Origin of the sequence: Brachybacterium sp. HMSC06H03 (assembly GCF_001807385.1) — a bacterium.
In the GTDB taxonomy this organism is placed as follows: Bacteria; Actinomycetota; Actinomycetes; order Actinomycetales; family Dermabacteraceae; genus Brachybacterium; species Brachybacterium conglomeratum.
The window spans coordinates 1-1,906 of record NZ_KV788877.1 but is presented as its reverse complement, the minus strand read 5'-3'; the positions used below and the strand labels follow the sequence as shown (position 1 = coordinate 1,906).

2 protein-coding genes are annotated in these 1,906 nt (G+C 72.6%); one reads left to right on the top strand and one right to left on the bottom strand.

Annotation, left to right across the window (positions count from 1 at the left end):
- Positions 1 to 49: 49 nt before the first annotated feature.
- Complete coding sequence (locus HMPREF3159_RS11665) at positions 50 to 1,054, bottom strand: aldo/keto reductase family protein (protein ID WP_070501163.1); 1,005 nt, start codon at positions 1,052 to 1,054, stop codon at positions 50 to 52.
- A gap of 167 nt (positions 1,055 to 1,221) precedes the next feature.
- Here HMPREF3159_RS11665 and HMPREF3159_RS11660 point away from each other — a divergent pair, with 167 nt between their 5' ends.
- The gene (locus HMPREF3159_RS11660) at positions 1,222 to 1,734 is read left to right on the top strand and encodes a DUF779 domain-containing protein (protein ID WP_083305929.1); all 513 of its coding nucleotides are present in this window, start codon (positions 1,222 to 1,224) and stop codon (positions 1,732 to 1,734) included.
- Positions 1,735 to 1,906 lie beyond the last annotated feature (172 nt).

The window sequence follows — 1,906 nt, the reverse complement described above, 5'->3', positions numbered from 1 at the left end:
CGGGCGGCGGCGCCGCGCCGGGGCAGGCCAGGCGCCGCGCCGGGGCAGGTCAGGCCAGGCGCTGAGCCGGTGAGCGGGTCTGGTCCGGGTCGGTCTCGGGGATCTCGCCGAGGATCTCGTCGATCCGGGCCTTCACGTCGGCGTCGAGCGTGACGCCCGCGGCCTTGACGTTGTCGGTGACCTGCTCGGGGCGGGAGGCGCCGATGATGGCGCCGGCGACGTTGTCGTTGCTGAGCACCCAGGCGATCGCGAGCTGCGCCGGGGTCAGCCCCAGCTCCTCCGCGATCGGCAGCAGACCCTGCACGGCGGTGAGCACCTCGTCGTTCAGGAAGCGCTTGATCATGTCCGCGCCGCCCTTCTCGTCGCGGGCGCGCGAGCCTTCGGGCGCCTCGGCGCCGGGCTTGTACTTGCCGGTGAGGATGCCCTGCGCGACCGGCGACCAGACGATCTGGGAGATCCCCAGCTCGCGCGAGGTCGGCACGACGCGCTCTTCGATGACCCGCCACAGCATCGAGTACTGCGGCTGGTTGGAGACGAGCTGGATGCCGAGCTCGCGGGCGAGCTGGTGGCCGGCGCGCAACTGATCCGCGTTCCACTCGGAGACCCCGATGTAGAGCGCCTTGCCGGAGTGGACGACGTCGGCGAAGGCCTGCATCGTCTCCTCGAGCGGGGTCGCGTAGTCGTAGCGGTGCGCCTGGTAGAGGTCGACGTAGTCGGTGCCCAGGCGGCGCAGCGAACCGTCGATCGACTCGCGGATGTGCTTGCGGGAGAGGCCGGTGTCGTTGTGCCCCTTCGGGCCCGTCGGGAAGTACACCTTGGTGAAGATCTCGAGCGACTCGCGGCGCTCGCCCTTCAGCGCCTCGCCGAGCACGACCTCCGCGGCGGTGTTGGCGTAGGTGTCGGCGGTGTCGAAGGTGGAGATGCCCGCGTCGAGCGCGGCGCGGACGCAGGCGCGGGCACGGTCGTCCTCGACCTGGGAGGCGTGGGTGAGCCAGTTGCCGTAGATGATCTCGCTGATCTTGAGGCCGGAGCGGCCGAGGTGGCGGTGTTCCATGCGCTCCACCCTATGTCCGCCGACACGGGTCTATCCTGGTGGCCCGCGTCACACCGGCCGACGTCGGCCGTCGCGCACGCCGTCCGGGACGCCCGTGACGCAGAGGCCGACGATCGCCGCCGCGCACCCGGCCGGCCCGCTGTCGGCCGTGCTGGAAGGAGAGCCCGATGACCGACACCTCCCCCACCCCCGCCCCGCAGCCCGGGCAGCCGCAAGCACCCCCGCTGCCGGAGCCGACGGGCGCCGACGACGTCCTGGAGATGGAGCCGACGGTCGAGGGCGAGGACTTCTCCCGCGTCGCCTTCACCTCCTCGGCGGTCGCGCAGATCCAGCGGCTCATCGACCGGAACGGCCCGCTGATGTTCCACCAGTCCGGCGGTTGCTGCGACGGCTCCTCCCCCATGTGCTATCCGGAGGGCGACTTCCTCACGGGCGACGCCGACGTGCGGATGGGCCACGTCGAGGTGCCCCTGCCCGACGGCACCACCAGTCCGCTGGACTTCTGGATGAGCCGCGAGCAGTTCGCCTACTGGCGACACACGCACCTGACGATCGACCTGGTCGACGGGCGCGGCGGCGGCTTCAGCCTCGAGACGCCCGACGGGAAGCGGTTCCTCACCCGCTCGCGGATGCTCGAGGACCGGGTGCCGATCGAGGTCCCGGGAACGGGGCCGCGATGACCCGCCACCCGCTCGAGGACCGCCCGGCCGACCACCTCGGCGCGGACGCGCACGCGCCGAACGACTCGCTCGCGTCCGTGCCGACCGGTGGCAGCCTGCCGCCGCCCAGCGAGCCGCCGATGACCCCGCCCGGGAAGCCGCCCACGGCCCCGCCGACCGCGCCTCCCACCGA